This window comes from Leeuwenhoekiella obamensis, assembly GCF_055391795.1.
The window spans coordinates 2,102,581-2,122,980 of the sequence record NZ_AP029251.1; the positions used below are offsets into that span (position 1 = coordinate 2,102,581).

14 protein-coding genes are annotated in these 20,400 nt (G+C 39.4%); 9 read left to right on the plus strand and 5 right to left on the minus strand.

Going from position 1 to position 20,400, the window contains the following annotated elements; all coding sequences use genetic code 11:
* Window positions 1-2: 2 nt before the first annotated feature.
* The 5 genes from ACZ5L8_RS09220 to ACZ5L8_RS09240 all read right to left on the minus strand — a co-directional run bounded on the left by ACZ5L8_RS09220 (window position 3) and on the right by ACZ5L8_RS09240 (window position 5,832).
* Window positions 3-1,352, minus strand: a complete 1,350-nt coding sequence (locus tag ACZ5L8_RS09220) for a DUF4876 domain-containing protein (protein WP_464436838.1) — start codon at window positions 1,350-1,352, stop codon at window positions 3-5.
* A 14-nt stretch (window positions 1,353-1,366) separates the two neighbouring features.
* The gene (locus ACZ5L8_RS09225) at window positions 1,367-4,027 is read right to left on the minus strand and encodes a TonB-dependent receptor (protein WP_464436840.1); all 2,661 of its coding nucleotides are present in this window, start codon (window positions 4,025-4,027) and stop codon (window positions 1,367-1,369) included.
* Window positions 4,028-4,404: 377 nt separating this feature from the next.
* Entirely contained in the window at window positions 4,405-4,671 is a 267-nt protein-coding gene (locus ACZ5L8_RS09230; RefSeq protein ID WP_464436843.1) for a hypothetical protein, read from the minus strand.
* Entirely contained in the window at window positions 4,625-5,071 is a 447-nt protein-coding gene (locus ACZ5L8_RS09235) for a DUF5675 family protein (protein WP_464436845.1), read from the minus strand. Before ACZ5L8_RS09235 ends, ACZ5L8_RS09230 begins: the two co-directional genes overlap by 47 nt.
* A 2-nt stretch (window positions 5,072-5,073) precedes the next feature.
* Window positions 5,074-5,832: a hypothetical protein gene (locus ACZ5L8_RS09240; protein ID WP_464436847.1), complete on the minus strand. Its 759-nt coding sequence runs from the start codon at window positions 5,830-5,832 to the stop codon at window positions 5,074-5,076.
* Between the two features lie 266 nt (window positions 5,833-6,098).
* On the opposite strand from ACZ5L8_RS09240, the gene ACZ5L8_RS09245 reads away from it, so the two are divergent.
* From ACZ5L8_RS09245 to ACZ5L8_RS09285, 9 genes are all read left to right on the plus strand, one after another.
* Window positions 6,099-6,293 carry a hypothetical protein gene (locus tag ACZ5L8_RS09245; protein ID WP_462597658.1) on the plus strand — a complete coding sequence of 65 codons (195 nt, stop codon included), beginning with the start codon at window positions 6,099-6,101 and terminating at the stop codon, window positions 6,291-6,293.
* A gap of 879 nt (window positions 6,294-7,172) precedes the next feature.
* A complete protein-coding gene (locus tag ACZ5L8_RS09250; RefSeq protein WP_464436849.1) occupies window positions 7,173-7,682 on the plus strand; it encodes a hypothetical protein in 510 nt (169 codons plus the stop codon).
* Window position 7,683: 1 nt separating this feature from the next.
* The gene (locus ACZ5L8_RS09255; protein ID WP_464436851.1) at window positions 7,684-9,474 is read left to right on the plus strand and encodes a hypothetical protein; all 1,791 of its coding nucleotides are present in this window, start codon (window positions 7,684-7,686) and stop codon (window positions 9,472-9,474) included.
* A gap of 1,360 nt (window positions 9,475-10,834) precedes the next feature.
* Complete coding sequence (locus ACZ5L8_RS09260) at window positions 10,835-11,317, plus strand: hypothetical protein (protein ID WP_464436853.1); 483 nt, start codon at window positions 10,835-10,837, stop codon at window positions 11,315-11,317.
* A 1,132-nt stretch (window positions 11,318-12,449) separates the two neighbouring features.
* Window positions 12,450-13,613 (plus strand): glycoside hydrolase family 43 protein, encoded by a 1,164-nt coding sequence (locus tag ACZ5L8_RS09265; protein ID WP_464436855.1) that lies wholly within the window; start codon window positions 12,450-12,452, stop codon window positions 13,611-13,613.
* A gap of 274 nt (window positions 13,614-13,887) precedes the next feature.
* Entirely contained in the window at window positions 13,888-14,907 is a 1,020-nt protein-coding gene (locus tag ACZ5L8_RS09270; protein ID WP_464436856.1) for a family 43 glycosylhydrolase, read from the plus strand.
* 35 nt (window positions 14,908-14,942) lie between these two features.
* Entirely contained in the window at window positions 14,943-17,234 is a 2,292-nt protein-coding gene (locus ACZ5L8_RS09275) for a GH92 family glycosyl hydrolase (protein ID WP_464436858.1), read from the plus strand.
* A gap of 78 nt (window positions 17,235-17,312) precedes the next feature.
* On the plus strand, window positions 17,313-19,628 hold the full coding sequence (locus tag ACZ5L8_RS09280; RefSeq protein WP_464436860.1) for a GH92 family glycosyl hydrolase: 2,316 nt from the start codon (window positions 17,313-17,315) through the stop codon (window positions 19,626-19,628).
* 214 nt (window positions 19,629-19,842) lie between these two features.
* Window positions 19,843-20,400, plus strand: a complete 558-nt coding sequence (locus tag ACZ5L8_RS09285) for an RNA polymerase sigma factor (RefSeq protein ID WP_464436862.1) — start codon at window positions 19,843-19,845, stop codon at window positions 20,398-20,400.

Here is a 20,400-nt window from a genome sequence, read left to right on the forward strand (position 1 = left end):
AATTATTCTATAACTACTTGTGGTCTTGCAAGTACCTCAAAGTCATTTGCAGAGTTATTTGTGTCTTGATAAAACACCTTTCCGTCAATCTCTGCTGATACTTTTCTTATGATAGATTCTGATGTATAATGCCCTTGTATTGTTGAGATTTCTCCCGCATCTATTGCATCTGTAAGCCTTTTTGGTTTTGCTTTACTTGGGTCATTTCTTTGTGTTTCTACACCATCTAAAATTACAGAGACTGGAATTTGCAGATATACAGAAGTATCTTCATCAAAGTTATCTGCTGTAATTGAAGGTAATGGCACCGTATTCCAACCATTAAAAACAGCATCATCTGCTCTAAAAATCGCAAAAGCATCACGTCCCATAGGATCTAGAATCAAATCCTTACCTGCAAATGTTTTAAATGCTATATTCATATTTACAGCATTTGGGTTATCAATATCACTATCTAAAAATGATGACCCCTGACTTTCTTGATACTGTCTAAAATAAGTTTCAAATGGTGCATTGCTTAAGTCTATGGTCAAATCAGGATTAACCACCTCATATACCACTGTTTCTCCTTCATCATCTTCCACAGTAAGAGGAGCCTTATGATTAACGGCTGTTGCAGCCACTATTGTACTCTTACCTGGTTCAAGTGGGTATTCTGTCCCACTCCCAGGAAACTGTATCACTTCATCCACATAAATGTAGTCGCTATTCGCATTATTTACATCTGTTTGTCCTATAGATTGGCTCCAATCATACTGACCATTAGATTGATGATAAGGCTTTAAATTAGATGATACAGAAGTTGCACCATAAACTTGAGCAAAATATACCCCGTCTAAATATATAGTTTCATTAGAGTTATTATGAACTTCAAAAAATTGATCTCTATATAGGGCCCCGTTTCTTACGTCAGAGCCAGAATAATAAATTTGCTTAAGAATAAGATCACCTATTTTACCGGTTACTAGCTCTAAAGTTGTTGTAGTTGAGGTTTCTTCATTAATAAGAATATTCTCTGCTGATGCGTTGAAAACAACTTCTTGTGCTACTTCTTGACCTGAAAATGTGAAGTACTCTTCTGCTGTAAAGGTTCGGGTTGCAGTAATGGTATAAGTACCTGGCAAAACTGATAAGGTAACAACGCCCTCTGTATCAGAAGTACCGGTATAGACAACACCATCTTCATTATTTGTAACTGTAATGTCTGCTTGTGATACCGCATTGCTATCATAGTTCTCGTCAAAGGTTAGGGCAAAATCATGACTTATAGGAGCCACATAATTACCGTCATCATCTTTACTGCAACCTAGTAATAAAGCACTGATGAATAAAATGTAAATAGAATTTCTCATTATGATTGTTTGAATTAAAATTTATATCTAATCTGTCCACCAAAACTAATCAGTGAATTTTGTCTTGATTCTGAACCGCCTGTTGATATTAAAGGCCTATAATTCAAAAAATTATTTGCATAAAGCGATAGGCTTAACCCATTCAACATTTCTTTAGTAAGACGCAAATTAAAATTGTGATAGGCAGGGGTTGATCTTTTTTCTGTAGAGGCTGGCGACCTTTGTATGGTTTTAAATCGGTCAGCTGTCCTTTGACCTGCTGGAATGTTAATTATATCTCCTTGTGGATTGATGTAAGCATAAGGATAAACCGAGTCACTACTGGCATATGTTACTCCTCTTGTATATTGCTCAGCAGTTAAGGAAATGAGCAAACCTAATTTTGAGAGGTGGTGAGTTGCAGTACCTCTCAGTTTAATTATATCATTTTCATTAGGCTGCGTATAATGCAAACCGTACAAATAGGTTTCTTCAAGAACATCAGTATTCTTTTTTAACTCATACCCTCGGGATGTAGAGCTAGAAAATATATAAGTCCCACTTAGATTAAATGAGGTATTTATGGCCTTTATCTTGTTGAAATTAAAAAAGAACTCCACCCCTTTATCGAGGGTTTGATTAGAATTCTGGCTCAAGCTATAGTCTAATAATAGATCTTCGTAACCCGTAACCTCATAAGTAGGTGGCGATCCTGCTTCATTAAAACTAAATTCTACCTGAGGAAATAACACTGGTTCAATAATAGATACTGATGATATACCATCATAGGTACTGTTGTAAAATGCCGTAATAGACATCGATCCAAAATTGGTATTATAATTAGCCCCTATTTCATACTTCCAGCTCTTACTTGGTTCAAGGTTCTGCTTCGGTATTTCCTTTTTATATGTTTGAACTAAATTGAATGAATAGTCGCTCGTTCTAAAATCTCTTATTAGGATATCAAAGTACTTATCACCTGGGAAAATTTGATTAAGTGAAGGAGCCTTAGATGCAAATCCAAAACCTCCTCTTACGCTGAATTTATCATTAATTTCGTATCCTAAATTAACCCTGGGACTATAACTCGCAAAACTATTTTGGACATCAAACCGCAACCCTAAATTGATATATAACTCATTATCATTTTTGAAAGTATGAGTTACATTATCCTGTGCAAAAAGCCCTAAATTGATTCTAGGCTTTACATAACGTGAGAAATCTAGTGGTCTAACACCTTCATCACTAGATACTCCATTACTACCTGCCGTTAATGTAACTTGTGTATGGGCGTTCTCAGGGTTATAACCTCGCCCCCTTCCATAATTTTCACTAAAGCCAGCATCAACCCCAAAAGACAAATTATGCTGAGTAACACTATTATAACTTATAGCCTTATTAAATGTAAGTTGACCATTAAGATTTATTGGCTGCCCATATACCTCTTTAATTTGCAAGTATGCCGCAGGGGTGTAGCTTCCTTTAAAAAGTCCAGTCTCTAGACTAGTAGGAACAACTCTACCTCCGTCATTTTTAAATGATTGATTATATGAATGCTGATAACTATAAGACAATCCTGATGTTAGAGATATATTATCCACTAATCCCGATTCTGGTTTCCAATTGAGTCGGTTACTTAATCTAAACCCAATATCCTTCTTGAAACTAGCATCTTTACCACCATCATCCAGATCTTTATCATAAGTCTTATCGTCTAGGTTGCTGTGTACAGTAAGAGACAAAGTGTTTCTTACTTTATCTGTATTCCTTGACCATATTGCACCGGCCGTTATTCTGTTGTATTTATCTAAAGTGTTACTGGGGTTAGGATTAGCATTTAAATAATCTAGAGATAGACTTAATGCTCCTAATTGATTATTAAGCTTTAAACCTTTTCCTATACTTACTGAAGTGTTTCCTTGTTGCACATTGATATTAGCCGTTAATGGAGTGACGCCTGCCTTACGGTTTATTCTTATCACACCACTGGTAAGATTTCCATATTTGGCATCAGCCACACCGCTTATTACTTCTACATCTTCTATATTGGATGCAGGTATTGAACGTAGATCTAAACCTGAGCTGGTGTTATCATATCTAGTTAAGCCAGTAGCATAATTGTAACTTTGCATATCCTCATCGTTAGACAGCCTAAAACCATCAAGAATATAAGCTACTCCAAATGCATTAGTATTACTACTTTGAGCTGTACGCAGTGAAATACTCTGAGCAGAGTTAAGTGGCTCTGGCGAGTATCTCGACTGTATATCTAACCCTGGTAATTGCTCCAGTATATCTCCTAAACTAAAAGATTGTACTTGATCTACTGCATATTCATTAAAAACAACTGAAGAACCAATCTTAGCTCTTTTGGGCACAGCAGTTACCATCACCTCATCAAGACGTAGATCCTCATTGGATAAGGCTATAATTATAGTGTCATGATTAACAATATCTTTATGCTCTAGATATTTAGTTTGCTTGCCAAGCATCTTGAATTCTAGAACGTAGTCAATTCCTTTTAGATTTATGGAAAATTGACCATTCTCATCTGTTACAGCCCATTCATTACCCTTCAAATTTTGGATCGTTACACCTGCAAGAGCCGTACTATCAGAAGAAGAGATAACTCTACCTCTTATCGATTGACTATAGGAACTAAATCCAATTAGTAAAATGATTAAAAAAAGACGCATTACAGCTTAAAATTAGGTCGGCAAATATATCTATTTAAACTTAATCTAAATAAATATAGGTATATTTTATACTTATATTTTTTCTTTCTAAGTTCTAAGATCAATGCTGCTATAATAATGACCTATAAATCATCATCATACCATTAGAAACAAAAAAACCTCCCATCTCTGGAAGGTTTTCTAAACATCAAGCTTTTCTTCGCTTAATAATTTTATGAAAAATTTTAAGCAACGCTTTTAAAATTAATGAAACAATAAAACTTACACAGGCACCGATTCCTGCTAAAAAAACCGTCCTTAAAATTTCATCTTGAAATAACGTGGGCAATATTGAAGTTAAAGTTCCTCCTATAGTACCACATGTTAACAAGGGATACTTACTGTTCATTACGACTAGTTGAGGCTTCATTGTTATCTGTCCCCTCTTTTTGAGCTACAGCTGTTTCCTTCACTGCGGCTTGACTAACTGCAGTAGCAACGGTTCCTGCAACGATAGCATAAGTGGCAACGGTGATAACGCCTGCAGGCAAAGCTATAGGTGCTGCAACAATAGTTCCTCCTACTGTGGCGAGAGTAACTCCTATATTTCTAAGGATTTTAAAAAATTTGGGAGTCGGACTTTTGTAACGTTCTGCTAAATTCATGTGTATTGTATTTAATTGATAAGTAAACATCTTCTACAGTTTCTAACGCATCTTGATAATGCATTAATAAGCTGTTAAGGGCTCTTTTTGAATCCATCCCTTTACCCATCCCATTTAATGTCATAACAGGAGCTATACAACCTTGCAGTTCTTGTTTAGCATTGTTAGCGGGATGTAGTAGTATCAAACTTCTTCCCGGCACATCTTTAATATGTAGATGATTCCCGAATTTTTGAGAAATTCTTCTTTGTAAAGGATAGATACCTTCTGGTATACAAGAAATTCGCTTCTTGTTTTCCTTCCAAGGCAATTCAATGGTAAAACAAACAAACTGCTTGTTTATAAAGAGAGCACCATGGGTGCTCTCCTCATAATAGTTACGTTTAATTAACCATTCCATCACTAGGCGCTTTGGTCTACCTGCAGTATACTCATAGCGTTGTAAGCACCATTATTTAGCGCATACATCTCTCCATTAACCTCCTGATAGAATTCTACACTCATAACCTGAAGTATAGGCAAAGTGGTTTCAGCGGTTAAGGATACTCCCAGATCTAACTCCTCGGTATTAGCACTGGTTAATGGTAGCATTCCACTATCAGCAGAGGCAAAGTTGAACGACCCATTAGCAAAGTCTAGCTCTGCACCACCTCCACTTACTTTAAAGTGCGTAGCTCCTGCAGGAGCTGCAATACGCTCTAAAGGGTTAAAAGGTGCGATGGTCAATCCTAGCTCTCCAGTAGTACGATCCAATGTTTTCACATGTTCAGCATACAAAGTGGTCTCTAGCTTTCCATTGATATTAAAATCAAATCCAGAGAGGGCATTCATGTTTCCTGCTTCCACAGTACGACTACCTCTCGTATTCTCTGTATCCGTTTTAATGATCGCTAGTAAGGCTTTGGTTAGCCTACTTACCATACGGGCGTCCCTCGCATTTTGCAAAAGGGTGCGCAATGCATTACGCACAAGTTTGCCCGCTTTACCGGCGCGACCAAATTCCTGTCCGTTCTCACGGGTTCGTTTAAAAGCGGGATCACTAGCAATACGCTTACTATCCACACCTCCTTTTTCACGGGCCATGTACCCGTCTGCACTTTTGAAGAAAGAAATCCCTCCAATCGTGCCTTTCAGCTTGATAATTCCAGATTGTCTGGCCATAATAAATAAAATTTTGATTAGACCACAAAACAATCTATATTTGATTAGAATCTTCCGCAACAGGCTACATACCAGCCGTTTAATGTTATTATTTCCGTTATTTCCGCAAAAACATAGGGTAATTATATACAAATACCTTCCTACTACCTAGATACTCCATAGATAGTCTATGGATAGTGTATGGATAGTGTATGGATAGTGTATGGATAGTGTATGGATAGTGTATGAAATTACCACCTTAAAAAATAAACCTAACAGTAAAGTATATGAAGTTATCAAGATTATGCATTTACCCTAAGGATATTCAAAAAATAACGGGTAGAAGTGAACGGTACGGAAGACAACTAATTCTGGACATAAAAGCGTACCTCGGGAAGGAAAAACATCAATTTGTAACGATACATGAATTTGCTTCATACTGTGGCTTAGAAGTAGAAGAGATCGCAGAATTCATCGTTTAAAAAGAAACAGTGACAGTTTTTTGGATTGCACTTTAAAGCACAGCAATAATAAAACCTACTAACATGCTTCTCGATACAAAATCATTCCACTCCGCTCCATGATTTTACTCGAAGTGACTACGCAACTAACAGAAGAAAAAAGTTAATAGACTTAAATATTATTACCCATTAGCACACACCTAAAGCCTCCTTTTTTAGAAGGCTCAAAACAAAGTCAAAAGTGGATTATAACGCTTTTCACATTACTTAATTGAATATTTTGAACTTAAAGTCAATGAAGAAGCATTACTCTATTTTATCAAAACAAACGGCCTACTTTTATATTTGGTAGTAAATGTTAGTAAGTTTCGCTGCGATGGCCAGAGGAGCGGGAGACTAGCACAGCGGTTTCTCCCGTGAAGGCTAAGAGACTTACTTTACAATTCAAGAAATTTAAAATCAGCCTAGACTTTTTTGTTTCTTTTTTGGGCGATGCAAAAAAGAAAAGCTGATCAAACATTTCGATGCTTCTAAGATCACGAACGGATACAAAGTCTCCACTTTGCTCCATGATTTTACTCGAAGTGACATAGTCGTCCCTAAGGGTAGCAGTTACACAACCGCACATTAAAATAAGTTTTATGCAAGATTATGTAAAGCATACTTTAAAAATGATAACATAGAAGAACACCCCCCATGCCCCCCTCAAAGGGGGGATACTTCTAATCTCTATATTGGTTTCTATTGCTCCCTTACCAACAATTTTTGAAGCATAATAGTTCAGTGTAAACCTTTTAAGAAACGGTAAATTTCAATTACTTAAAAAAATCCCCATTAATGGGTATATGCTGTAAATATTAATTTTATAATATTTACAGCACTAACTAACAGTACTTTACAATGAATCCTAAAATAACAAAAAATACTATTTCAAAGTCTACTAGGCTTTCTAATATAGAAGCGGAGATGGCGCTTCATATCCTTAACCAAGATGATGATCTAGATCTTATTAGCTTAAAGCAAAAATTTCCTAGACGCGCTAGCCTAGCTACAATTAAGAGTATTGCTAAAGCCTCCCCCCTCTTTAATGAAAATGCTGAAAAAATTACTATTGATATGGCAACAGTTAATCAAGATAGATATTTAGCTAACATCTCTTACCATATGAGTGGCACGGGTATTGTAAGTTTTAAAGTAGGAGGTAAAGATGGGTATATAGGGGATGGCATTGCTACTGATATCCAAATTTTCAGAAATAGGTTTTTTGTAACCGTGATACGTACTGGTACCGGCTTAGATAGATGGACTTTTAAGACCAAAGAGGTAATCATCAGTGATGGCACCATAAAAAAGGGAAAGCCTGAAACCATGGAATCCATTAGAAAAACTGAAAACATAAAGGTTATTTAAAATGAAAGCAACTATATATTTCATAGTAATGATGCTTTGCCTCCCGTGCCTATCAGGGGCGCAAAGCCTAGGGCAAGACCGCGAAGGATTTAGTACCATTGTACTACCTTCTGCAAACCTTAATCTTGACCTGCAAAATAAGGTAGCTTCCTTTAGTTACTACAGGGATTTTTTTCCAAAAATTGACAATTCTTATAAAGAATTTAATATAGATAGCGTCTACAAAGAATCATATCCTGATAAAGATAACTTTGTAAAAGGCATACTTTCTAGGTGGGACACAGTATCTACATCCATAAAAAAACACAAGAAAAATAACTCCTTCTTGCTGGGCGTTGACCTTAAAGGAAGTGCCACTGATGGTCTTAGTGGCTTGTTTTCTGAAGAAAAAGTAACGTCTTCTTCATCCATAGGCTTTATGATAGGAAAACGTTTTCTAAGAAGGAAATATAACGAAGCCATGGCTGAAGAAATAGCTGAAGAATACCTGAAATTTAATACTCCTGAAGAATTACTTACCCAAATCAATGCTGAACTTGATGACCTTATTGAAGCCGGTGTTATGAATGAAGGTAACAAAAGATATATCTATACTGTTATTGAGCATGCCCCAAACATATCCCTTACCAACCTAAGGAAAAATGTCAAGGATAAAATTAAAGCTATACAAGATATGCAACCCGAAGCAAAACGGGATGCCAACCTCAAGAAAACGCTAGTGGTGATTAAACAGCTGAACAGCCTGGAGCAACTTATACAAAAGGCTAATGCCACACTAGAGCAAATAGCCATTTCTACCGCAGATGGTGATGGGATGGCGTTACCTTCCCTTAGGGTAAAGATGAGGTCACTCAAGGATGATTTTACGAAAGCATTGACAGAGGATAGCGCAAAGAACAACATTGACATAAAAGCCATAAATATTCACCATGCTTTGGATCAAGAGGAGTGGGAAACCGCCCAGGACAAAATAAAAACCTACCTAGAGCAGTTCACAGAGCAAAGGGATGCCTATCAAAATTCTACAGCAGACTATAGTGATTTGATTGACCTATTAAAACAACTTGAAGAAAGCTACACTTCTATGGAGGAGGAAAGAGATTATTTGTCGCTTCTGAATGCAGCTTATACTGATAAGGAAACATTGATTTATGGGAGGGCCTATTTTATGGGTTCTGGTGCTACGCTAGAAATAGACAAGACAGCCACCACGATAGATAATAGGTTTGAAGATATTTCCTTTCAGGGGTATAAGCTCGAGGCTGGCGTGACGCGCCGCATGGATGCGGGAATCTTTTTAGGAGTAACCGGAGGTATTTCCTATACTAATAACCTCAGCGAGATGTCATCCTCCACTTACACCCTACAGACCGTGGATACGACCATCGCCTCGGGAAAGTTTAGCAGTAGTAAGGAGATCAAGGCGCTTCCTGGTCCTTATGATCGCTTTTTGCGATATGACATAAATATAGATTTCGTGAAGCTATTTGCCCTCTCAAATCATTCAATTGATATGCAAAAGAATGCTGAAAAAAGTGATATCTACCTTAGCCTAAATCCGTATCTGCGCCATAGGATGTATGATAACCATAATAGTATAAAGCCACATACCGTATTGGGCTTGGGTCTCTTTGCCTACAATAATAAAGACGGTCGTCTAGCCGGTGGGCTTTTTGTGCAAACAGAAGACGCCCTAGGCACTAATGCAGATAAGGAAAGTACATTTAGAAAACGTATCAACTTTGGATTAGTAGTGAAGTACAATATTGCCGGATTTAAGTTTAAAGATTAACCTCAATACTATGTTTTAAAATGCTTTTTAAACCCTCAAAATACTAGAGATGTAAAAGTAAAGGTAATGCACATTCTAGATAAGCATAGCGATCAATGTTAGTACCCCATTTCAAGAAATTTATTAACTGTTCGATTCAGTTGTATAATAGTTAGCTTCCTTTTTAGTCGATGCTAGAAATAAAAGGGCTAACTAAATATTTCTCGATGCTCCTTTAATGGCGCACAGGTACAAAATCATTTCGCTTCGCTTCACAATTTCACTCGAAATGACAAAGTAAACCATTTGCTAATTCCCACATCAGATAATTAACTCATTAAGAACTTTTCACTAAGCCAAACCGAAGTCGTCCACTGAGCGGATCCGAAGTGACATTCCTAGTCCGCAGTTTTCAGTCGCAGTAGGCAGTTTTAAATCCGACCTACTTTTCAATTTCGTAGCAATTGCTTAAAAGCTAAGCAGCGTTGGCTGTGGAGTATGGAACTAGCGAAGCGGTTTTCCATACGCAGGATAAGTAGCTTTTTCCGCAATTCAAGAAAATGAAAATAAGTCTAGACTTTTTTGTTTCTTTTTTGGGCGATGCAAAAAAGAAAAAAGCTAACTAATTATATAACCGTTCACTAAGCAAAGCCGTAGTAACATTCTCAGTCAGCAGTCTTCAGTCTCAGTAAGCAACAAATCAAATCAACCAATCGACAAATTGAGAATTGATTAATCTCTCCACTCCCATCTTCCAACTCCCATTCGCTAATTCTCTAATTAGCTAATTAACTAATTATATAACCGTTCACTGAGCGGAGTCGAAGTGAAACTCTCAGCAAGCTGTATTCAGTAAAAAGCTTCTCCCTTATCCTAGAAGGGAGGTGGGCGAGTGAAACGAAGCTCAGAGGGTTCAATCATCCAGTTCACAAAGCAAGCCAGAAGTCGTTCACTGAGCGGAGTCGAAGTGAAATTCTCAGTCAGCAGTCTTCAGTCTAAGTAAGCAGTAAAAAGCTTCTCCCTTATTCTATAAGGGAGATGGGCGAGTGAAACGAAGCTCAGAGGGTTCAATCATCCCGTTCACTGAGCGAAGTCGAAGTGAAATAAACCTCCATCTTCCCTCCCCCAGCATCCACCCCTAACCACTCGTAATTCTTACTCCCCAACACCCCTAACACCAGTAAAAACTATATTTATAAACTCCTTATTATCAACAAGAAAACAATTGAGAAGTTTTAAAGAAAATTTAATTTTCAGTAAAGGTTAAACGATTTAATATGTTAAAAGTCTAAAAAGAAGACAATTCTTACAGCTTATTGTTAATTTATAGGACGTAATACTATTAATTGTAGCTATATTTGCCGGCCCCTAAAAAAATTGAATGGAATTTTACCCGTATGAATCTATCGTTTCGCAGCGCTGCGTGTACGAGAAGCATGCAAAAAAGATAGACAGTATTCTTACCACAGAGCGGTTGCTCTTTGCAAGAAAGAAACGGATCACCGAGTTTGATCTGGAGGATATCTATTCCATTGAGTTATCTAGCTACAACCAGCGCCTAAAAAGTAAAATAAGAGAGTTCGGTTGTCTCCTTATCATTTGTGTGGCTATTTTTCTTTTCACCATAATGGGCGAAAAAGACCTCGAGATCATTATTCCGCTTACCTTCGCCATGTTTAGTATGGTGCTTTTACTAGCCGTAGCATACGAGTTCCTTCTCTGGAAATTTAACAAAGACACCTACGCCATCCTAGAGATCAACACCAGCGTAGAAAACTACAAGATCAAAGTAAGCAAAAGCAAAGAAGTACAACGCTACTTCAAAAAAGTCCTCCGCACCGCACAAAAAAGCAGACAAGAATAGTTTTTGTTCAGTCTTCAGTTGGCAGTCTTCAGTCTGCAGTCACAGCCCCCAGCAAAAAGCTTCTCCCTTATCCTAGAAGGGAGCTGAGCGAGTGAAACAAAGCTCAGAGGGTTCAATCACCTAGTTCACTAAGCAAGCCAGAAGTCGTTCACTGAGCGGAGCCGAAGTGAAAATCTCAGTAGCAAGTCTTCAGTCTCAGTAAGCAGTAATTGAAATTCTCCAATCAACAAATTGAGAATTGAAAATCGATTAATCCTCATCCAGCTCCCAGCAAAAAACTTCTCCCTTATCCTAAAAGGGAGATGGGCGAATGAAACGAAGCTCAGAGGGTTCAATCACCCAGTTCACTAAGCAAGCCAGAAGTCGTTCACTGAGCGGAGCCGAAGTGAAATTCTCAGTTATCAGTTCCCAGTCTCAGTCTCCAGCATAAAACTTCTCCCTTATCCTAGAAGGGAGATGGGCGAATGAAACGAAGCTCAGAGGGTTCAATCACCCAGTTCACTAAGCAAGCCAGAAGTCGTTCACTGAGCGGAGCTGAAGTGAAAATCTCAGTAGCAAGTCTTCAGTCTCAGTAAGCAGTAATTGAAATTCTCCAATCAATAAATTGATAATTGAAAATCGATTAATCCTCATCCAGCCCCCAGCAAAAAACTTCTCCCTTATCCTAGAAGGGAGCTGAGCGAGTGAAACAAAGCTCAGAGGGTTCAATCACCAGTTCACTGAGCGGAGCCGAAGTGAAAATCTCAGTAGCAAGTCTTAAGTCTCAGTAAGCAGTAATTGAAATTCTCCAATCAATAAATTGAGAATTGAAAATCGATTAATCCTCATCCAGCTCCCAGCAAAAAGCTTCTCCCTTTTCCTATAAGGGAGATGGGCGAGTGAAACGAAGCTCAGAGGGTTCAATCACCCAGTTCACTAAGCAAGCCAGAAGTCGTTCACTGAGCGGAGCCGAAGTGAGAACTTCAGTCTGCAGTAGCAGTCTCCAGCATAAAACTTCTCCCTTTTCCTAAAAGGGAGATGAGCGAGTGAAACGAAGCTCAGAGGGTTCAATCACCTCCAATCGAGTAATTGAGAATCCCCTAATTCAAATACCCCATTAATCCTTAAATTACCCCTCCAAACAACCACAACCATGAACTTTAAATACAACACCCTCACCTGCGCACTGCTCACGGTGATACTTTTTACGGCTTGTAAAGACAATAAGAATGAAGCTGACAAGCAAGAAGATCTTACTACTCATCAGGAAGAACCACAAACGTATAGTAATCCTATTCCGGTGAAATTTGGGGATCCTTATATCCTTAATGACGGCAGCGGCACCTATTACATGTATGGTACCGGCGGCGGAGCTAAAGATGGTTTTGCTACATATTCTTCTCAGGATCTGGTAAACTGGAAGTTTGAAGGTCAGGTATATGACACTAAAAATGAAGAGAACGCTTGGGGCATTAAAGACTTCTGGGCGCCTGAAGTGTATAAATTTGAAGACAAGTACTATATGTTCTTTAGCGCACACTGGGATGACAATCCTACTAACGAACTAGAGAATTTTATGATAGGCGTTGCCGTGGCAGATAGTCCTACGGGGCCTTTTCATAACTTAGAGGATAAACCCATCTTTGACCCTGGCTACCCCATTATTGATGCAAATGTGTATCAGGATGAGAACGGTGAGTTTTATCTGTACTACTCTAGAGTTTGCTATAAACACCCGGTGGAGTCTGAGATCGCAGACTGGGCTAAAGAAAAAGGCTGGTATGACGAGATCGAAGAGAGTTGGGTTTATGGCGTTAAACTTGCGCCCGACTTTAAAAGTGTGATAGGAGAGCCGCAATTATTGCTGCGCCCACCACTGGAGATGGACAACCAGAATGCAGAGTGGGAAAGTAGATCTGTTACCTCACACGAAGTAAACCGCCGCTGGACGGAGGGCTCGTATATCTTTAAAGAGAACGGAAAATACTACATCATGTATTCGGCAAACTTCTATGGCGGTGAGAATTATGCCGTGGGATACGCTACTGGTGATGATCCGCTGGGACCTTTCACTAAGGCAGACAACAACCCTATCTTACAAAAGAACACGCAGGATGGTGGCGATGTTACAGGTACCGGTCACAACAGTTTGGTAACGCTTAACAACGGCAAACGCTACACCGTGTATCATGGCCGCACAACAGCATCTGGTGATCAGCGCGTGGTATTTCTGGATGAGATCGAAGTAAAAGAAGACGGCACCCTTGTGGTTAATGGTCCTACCACTACCCCACAGCCGTTACCGCTAGAAGAATAATGCTTCGGTTTTTCTGGCTTTCGCCAAAAGAACGAACATTCTCACCCTTAACAGGCTTACTAACAACGCCTTGTTAATAAATTTTATTTGTCCTTTTCGCTACAGCGAAATAGATCTTAACCCTATTACTATGAGCATCTTAAAAAGAACGCTTGTAACTTATAATTTTATCTTAAATTCACGGCTCGTTTATTAATAGCAAAAATTACGGCATAACTAAATCGGTTTAGCCTATCAAATATTTATATTTACCAGCCAATACTTACTAATATCTATGAAAAAACTACTTTTCATTATCGGTATCACAGCAGCACTAACTTCCTGTGGTAGCAAGTCTAAAAAAGAAAATGAAGCAAAAGCTGAAGAACCAGCAGTAGCTGAAAAAGCAGGAAATCCCGTGTTTGAGGGATGGTATGCAGATCCTGAAGGCATCATCTTTGACGATGAGTACTGGATCTTCCCTACGTACTCTGCGCCTTATGAAAAGCAGGTTTTCTTTGATGCTTTCTCTTCTCCAGACCTTGTAAACTGGACGAAGCATGAGCGCATTGTAGATACCTCTGCGATAAAATGGGCTAACCGTGCTGTATGGGCGCCTTCTATTATTGAGAAGGATGATAAGTACTTCTTGTTCTTTGGTGCAAACGATATTCAAAGCGATGATGAAAAAGGTGGTATAGGTGTTGCAGTAAGTGACAATCCTGGCGGACCTTATAAAGACTATTTAGGTAAACCTCTTGTAGATAAATTCCACAACGGTGCGCAGCCTATTGATCAATTTGTATTTAAAGATCAAGACGGTTCTCACTACCTTATCTATGGTGGATGGAGACATTGTAACATCGCAAAACTTAATGATGACTTCACTGGTTTTGTACCTTATGAGGATGGTAGCATCTTTAAAGAGATCACTCCAGATAGCTATGTAGAAGGGCCATTTATGTTTATCAAAGATGGTAAATACTACTTCATGTGGAGCGAAGGTGGATGGACGGGTCCAGATTATAGTGTAGCTTATGCTATTGCAGACAGTCCGTTTGGTCCATTTGAGCGCGTGGGTAAGATCCTTCAGCAGGATCCTGAGGTTGCTACCGGTGCTGGTCACCACAGCATTATGCACCCTGAAGGTTCTGATAAATACTTTATCGTGTATCACCGCAGACCACTTACCGAGACTGACGGAAACTCTAGAGAGACCTGTATCGAGGTAATGGAGTTTGATGAAAATGGACTGATCAAACCTGTAAAGATCACTGAAGAAGGTGTTGAAGCCTATCCTCTAGCTGAGAATTAATTTAAAATCAAAAACGAAAAACTAATATCACTCTAATGAAATACAGATTTAGCGTATTGCTTTTTTGCCTTGCTATTTCCACAGCATTTGCTCAGGAAGCGATCATTGAAAAAGTTGAAAACCCTGTAGATTATGTAAACCCATTGATGGGTACAGACTCAAGTCCGGGTCTATCTAACGGTAACACTTATCCTGCAGTGGCAGTGCCATGGGGTATGAACTTCTGGACCCCACAAACAGGACCTATGGGTCATGGATGGGCATATACGTATAATGCAGATAAGATCCGTGGATTTAAACAAACACACCAGCCTTCTCCTTGGATGAACGATTATGGGCAATTCTCTTTAATGCCTGTAACTGGTGGTATGAAATTTAAGCAGGATGATCGTGCTAGCTGGTTTTCGCATAAAGCGGAAGTATCTACACCATACTACTACAAAGTTTACCTTGCAGATCATGATGTAACTGTAGAGCTTACTCCTACTGAGCGTGCTGCGCAGTTTAAAATGACCTTCCCTGAGTCTGATAGCTCTTACGTGGTTATCGATCCTTTTGATAAAGGTTCTTATGTAAAGGTTATTCCTGAAGAGAATAAGATCATAGGGTATACCACTAAGTATGCAAGAGGTGATTACAAGAACTTCAAGAACTACTTTGTTATTCAGTTTGATAAGCCTTTTGACAACATAAACACTTGGGAAGGTGACAACCTTGCTAAAGGTCAAGCTGAGATGGAAGGTAACCATGCCGGTGCCATCGTAGGTTTTAAAACTAAAGAAGGTGATGTGATCAATGCTAAAGTAGCGTCATCATTCATCAGCTTTGAGCAGGCAGAACTTAACCTTGAGCGCGAGATCGCTAAGGATGATTTTGAAACGATCAAGCAGAACGCTCGTGATGAGTGGAATGATAAATTAGGTCGTATTGAAGTTGGCGGTGGTAGCATAGACCAGATAAGAACGTTTTATTCTTGTCTATACAGAACATTATTCTTCCCTAACAAATTATACGAGATCAACGAGAATGACGAAATCATTCACTGGAGCCCGTATAACGGCGAGATCCTTCCTGGATATATGTTCGCAGGTACTGGTTTCTGGGATACCTTCCGTGCATTATATCCTTTCTTGAACTTAGCGTATCCTTCTATCAATAAAGAGATGCAAGCTGGTCTTGCAAACGATTATAAAGAAGGTGGATGGTTACCAGAGTGGTCTAGCCCTGGTTATGCTAACATCATGGTAGGTAACAACTCTGCTTCTGTTGTTGCAGATGCGTATCTTAAAGGTCTTAGAGGTTATGATATCGAGACGCTTTGGGAAGCTGTAGTTCACGGTGCGAACAATCAAGGGCCAATGTCTGCAGTGGGTCGTGATGGTGCAGAGTACTACAAGAAACTAGGATATGTTCCTTATAATGTAGGTGTGAACGAGAGTGCTGCAAGAACTCTAGAATATGCTTATGATGACTTCGCTATCTATAAACTTGGTCAGGCTTTGGGTAAACCCAAAAAAGAGATCAACATCTATAAAGAGCGTAGTATGAACTACAAGAATCTTTTTGATCCAAGCTACGGACTAATGCGTGGTAAGAACGAAGACGGAAGCTGGCAAGAAGACTTTAATCCTTTCAGATGGGGTAACCCATTTACTGAAGGAAACAGCTGGCACTATAGCTGGTCTGTATTCCATGATGTACAGGGATTGGTTGACCTTATGGGTGGTGAGAAGAAATTTGTTAAGAAATTAGATTCTGTATTCTCTATGCCTCCTATTTTTGACGAGAGCGTTTACGGTGGTGTGATCCACGAGATTCGTGAAATGCAGATCGCAGACATGGGTCAGTATGCACATGGTAACCAGCCGATACAGCACATGATCTACCTGTACAACTACGCAGGTGCACCATGGAAGACTCAAAAATGGGCGAGAGAAACTATGGACAGAATGTACAAAGCTACTCCTGATGGATATTGTGGTGATGAAGACAACGGGCAAACATCTGCTTGGTATGTATTCTCTGCAATGGGCTTCTATCCTGTAGCTCCTGCTACAGACGAGTATGTTCTAGGTGCTCCATTATTCAAGAATATCACACTTAATCTTGAGAACGGTAAAAAGATCAAGATCAATGCTCCTGAGAACAGCAGCGAGAATATCTATGTTGACGAACTTGAAGTAGACGGTAAAGAATACAAGAAAAACTGGTTAAGCCACAAAGAGCTTATGAAGGGTGCTACATTAGACTATGAAATGTCTGACGAGCCTAACAAAGACAGAGGTACCAGCAAATCTGCTTACCCGTACTCGTTGTCAAACGAATAATTAATATACTTATATAGGCAGCCTCTTGAGGCTGCCTATTCTTTTAACCCCTTATTCTAAAAGAACATAATACAGATAATGATTAGATTGAACAGTAAAAAATGCCTGGGTTTTCTTTTCGCTTTAAGCGGAATTGTAACACTGCAAGCGCAGGAAGAAAATCTGGTGAAGTATGTAGACCCAATGATCGGTACGGCAAAAATGGGTCATACCTATCCTGGAGCTACAGCTCCATTTGGTAGTGTGCAGTTAAGTCCAGATACTGACACTATACCCTATGAAGCAAATAACCGTTACAACCCTGATGTATATAAATACTGCGCAGGATACCAGTATGAAGACAATACCATTGTAGGTTTTAGTCACACGCATTTTAGCGGTACAGGTCACTCAGACCTTGGTGACTTTTTAATAATGCCTACCGTAGGTGATCTTCAACTCAACCCAGGAACAGAAGCTGATCCAGATAGTGGTTACCGTTCTCGTTTTTCTCATGATGAAGAAAATGCTGAAGCTGGTTACTATCAGGTGAATCTTAAGGATTACAACATTAATGCAGAGCTTACAGCTACTACACGCGTGGGGATGCATAAATACACCTTCCCAAAGAGTGATGATGCGCACATCATCTTAGATCTTAAGCATGGTATTTACAACTATGATGAGAAGAATGTATGGACAATTGTGCGTGTAGAGAACGATACACTGGTTACGGGTTACCGCCAGACTTCTGGATGGGCACGTACGCGTAAGGTGTACTTTGCAATGAGCTTTAGCAAGCCTATTAAATCATATGGTCAGGCAAAACAACCAGGTCAGGTTTATCGTGGCTTCTGGGGTCGTTTTGATCAAGAGCACAACTTCCCACAAATGGCTGGTAAGGATCTAAGACTACACTTTGACTTTGAGACTGAAGATAACGAAGCTATTAAAATTAAGTTCGCTTTATCACCGGTAAGTATGACTGGTGCTGTAGAGAACATGAAAGCAGAGATCCCAGGATGGGACTTTGATGCTGTTAAAGCTGAAACACAAGCAAACTGGCAAAAAGAACTTGAGAAGATCACTGTAGAGACCATTAAGGATACTGACCTTGTTAACTTCTACACTGCGATGTATCACGCTTTCTTAGGTCCTACGGTTTACATGGATACTGATGGGCAGTACATGGGTCTGGATCGCAACATTCACAAAGCTGATGGCTTTACAAACTACACGTCTTTCTCGCTTTGGGATACGTATAGAGCTTTACACCCATTCTTTAATATCGTGCAGCAAGAGCGCAATGCAGACATGGTTTCTTCTATGTTAGCTCACCACGATCAAAGTGTGCATCACATGCTTCCTATCTGGTCGCATTATGCTAACGAAAACTGGTGTATGATAGGATACCACAGTGCTTCTGTATTAGCAGATGCTATTGTAAAAGGTAATGTAGACTTTGATGCAGAGCATGCGCTAGACGCTGCTGTTGAAACTGCTAAAGTGCGTTACTTTGATGGTATAGGTGCTTATATGGATATGGGCTATGTGCCAGAAGATGTAAGCGGAGCTTCAGTATCTAAAACGCTAGAATATGCCTACGATGACTGGGCGATCGCTCAGGCGGCTAAAAAGCTAGGCAAAGACGATATCTACAAAGAATTCATGAAGCGTTCTGAGAATTATAAGAACGTGTATGACGAGTCTATAGGCTTTATGCGTCCTCGTCTTAAGGATGGTTCTTTTAAGAAACAGTTTGATGAACTAGATACACACGGACAAGGATTTATTGAGGGTAACAGCTGGAACTATAGTTTATATGTTCCGCATGATCCTGCTGAGATGATCAAGATGATGGGTGGTAAAGAGAAATTTACTGCACACCTTGACTCATTATTCACAATGGACCTGCCAGACAAGTACTTTGAGAATACTGAAGATATCTCTCGTGAAGGTATCATAGGGAACTATGTGCACGGTAACGAGCCTTCACACCACGTACCTTATCTTTACAACTGGACGAACGACCCTTGGAAAACTCAAGACAAGATCCGTTTGATCTTAGAAAGTAAATTCCAAACAGGATCAGATGGTCTAAGTGGTAATGACGACTTTGGTCAAATGAGTGCATGGTACCTGTTTAGCACCATGGGCTTTTATCCTGTAGCGCCAGGAAGTCCAGATTATGCTTTGGGTAGCCCGGCTATTGAAGAAGCTACGATTCACCTTGATAATGGTAAGACCTTCACGGTAAAGACCAGAAATCAAGGAGAGAAAAATGTATATGTTCGCAATGTTGAGCTTAATGGAGAAAAACTAGAGACACCTTTCATCACGCATGAGCAGATCATGAACGGTGGTACGCTTACTTTCTACATGAGCCGCAGACCTAATAAAAATCTTTACCGCTAATTAACTAACCATAAATTAGCAACTAATCAACCCTGAAAACCACGGCGCAAGTCGTGGTTTTTTATTTGGCTTAAAGCCAAAACATCTACACCACTTAAATTATTTACCGCAACAGAATAAACCTTTTGTACAAAACAGCATTCTAATCTTTACCTTGTAGATCGAGGATACGTTGTTTTCGCTGCAGCGAAAACACTCAACATAAAACCGTACAATGCACTTAATTCCCACTGAGGAAGAAGATCTCGTTTCTCGCCTGAAAGCGCCCAAAACTAAAGATGCGGCGTTTAGAGAACTTATGGGGCTTTACAAAAGGCCGCTGTATGGTATGTTGCGTAAACTCATGGTAAATCATGAGGATACTGATGAGGTTTTGCAGCTTACATTTATTAAGATCTACAGATATATTGACGGTTTTAAAGGCGATAGTAAATTGTACACCTGGATGTACACCATCGCTCGCAATGAAGCCTATCGCTTGCTTAAGCAAAAAGCAGATAAGGCCAATGTGCGAATCGATGATCTGGGCGCACAACACATGCAAGAATTAGAGGCAAATAGCACTTATTACAGCGGCGATGAGATACAATATAAATTGCAACAAGCCGTAAATCAATTGCCGTTAAAACAACGAGAGGTATTTAATTTAAAATATTTTGACGGACTCAAATACACCGAGATCGCCACGATAACCGGGATAACCGTGGGCGGTTTAAAAGCAAATTATCACCTTGCGGTAAAAAGAATTAAAGAACTATTAAGCATAGACTAA

What these genes read in the sequence shown, in the direction of transcription:
- ACZ5L8_RS09220 (WP_464436838.1), bottom strand. Translation starts at nt 1,352, where the DNA reads ATGAGAAATTCTATTTACATTTTATTCATCAGTGCTTTATTACTAGGT.
- ACZ5L8_RS09225 (WP_464436840.1), bottom strand. Translation starts at nt 4,027, where the DNA reads ATGCGTCTTTTTTTAATCATTTTACTAATTGGATTTAGTTCCTATAGT.
- ACZ5L8_RS09230 (WP_464436843.1), bottom strand. Translation starts at nt 4,671, where the DNA reads ATGAATTTAGCAGAACGTTACAAAAGTCCGACTCCCAAATTTTTTAAA.
- ACZ5L8_RS09235 (WP_464436845.1), bottom strand. Translation starts at nt 5,071, where the DNA reads ATGGAATGGTTAATTAAACGTAACTATTATGAGGAGAGCACCCATGGT.
- ACZ5L8_RS09240 (WP_464436847.1), bottom strand. Translation starts at nt 5,832, where the DNA reads ATGGCCAGACAATCTGGAATTATCAAGCTGAAAGGCACGATTGGAGGG.
- ACZ5L8_RS09245 (WP_462597658.1), top strand. Translation starts at nt 6,099, where the DNA reads ATGAAGTTATCAAGATTATGCATTTACCCTAAGGATATTCAAAAAATA.
- ACZ5L8_RS09250 (WP_464436849.1), top strand. Translation starts at nt 7,173, where the DNA reads ATGAATCCTAAAATAACAAAAAATACTATTTCAAAGTCTACTAGGCTT.
- ACZ5L8_RS09255 (WP_464436851.1), top strand. Translation starts at nt 7,684, where the DNA reads ATGAAAGCAACTATATATTTCATAGTAATGATGCTTTGCCTCCCGTGC.
- ACZ5L8_RS09260 (WP_464436853.1), top strand. Translation starts at nt 10,835, where the DNA reads ATGGAATTTTACCCGTATGAATCTATCGTTTCGCAGCGCTGCGTGTAC.
- ACZ5L8_RS09265 (WP_464436855.1), top strand. Translation starts at nt 12,450, where the DNA reads ATGAACTTTAAATACAACACCCTCACCTGCGCACTGCTCACGGTGATA.
- ACZ5L8_RS09270 (WP_464436856.1), top strand. Translation starts at nt 13,888, where the DNA reads ATGAAAAAACTACTTTTCATTATCGGTATCACAGCAGCACTAACTTCC.
- ACZ5L8_RS09275 (WP_464436858.1), top strand. Translation starts at nt 14,943, where the DNA reads ATGAAATACAGATTTAGCGTATTGCTTTTTTGCCTTGCTATTTCCACA.
- ACZ5L8_RS09280 (WP_464436860.1), top strand. Translation starts at nt 17,313, where the DNA reads ATGATTAGATTGAACAGTAAAAAATGCCTGGGTTTTCTTTTCGCTTTA.
- ACZ5L8_RS09285 (WP_464436862.1), top strand. Translation starts at nt 19,843, where the DNA reads ATGCACTTAATTCCCACTGAGGAAGAAGATCTCGTTTCTCGCCTGAAA.